Source organism: Vibrio splendidus 12E03, from assembly GCF_000272105.2.
Taxonomy (GTDB): domain Bacteria; phylum Pseudomonadota; class Gammaproteobacteria; order Enterobacterales; family Vibrionaceae; genus Vibrio; species Vibrio splendidus_I.
Genome location: NZ_AJZD02000184.1, coordinates 1 through 327, shown reverse-complemented (window position 1 = coordinate 327; position 327 = coordinate 1). Strand labels below are relative to the sequence as shown.

At 41.0% G+C, this 327-nt stretch carries 1 pseudogene; it reads left to right on the top strand.

From position 1 onward, the window contains the following. Positions 1 to 327, top strand: a pseudogene (locus A142_RS25295) (trypsin); the annotation flags it as partial.

Here is a 327-nt window from a genome sequence, read left to right as displayed (position 1 = left end):
TCAAGTTCAGGCTCTCAATATGATGTTTCCCTATGGACGCTACCACAAGACGCTAAAGCTCAAAATATCCATTACTTTGCGGATTTAAACACTCAAACGGTTGCAATTGGTGATTCCATCAAGACGTATGGGTTTGGTGGGAACAATCCATTAGCTTATGCTGAACTCATAGTTAACAAGCTATCTTCATTATCGAGAACATACCTTGAATCAACCGCAATCTCAGGTGATCTTATACAGGGGGATAGCGGAGGGGTTTGGATGCATGGTACTTCGATTGTAGCTATAAATATGGGATTTAGTAGTGGTCGATTATCGTATGGTACA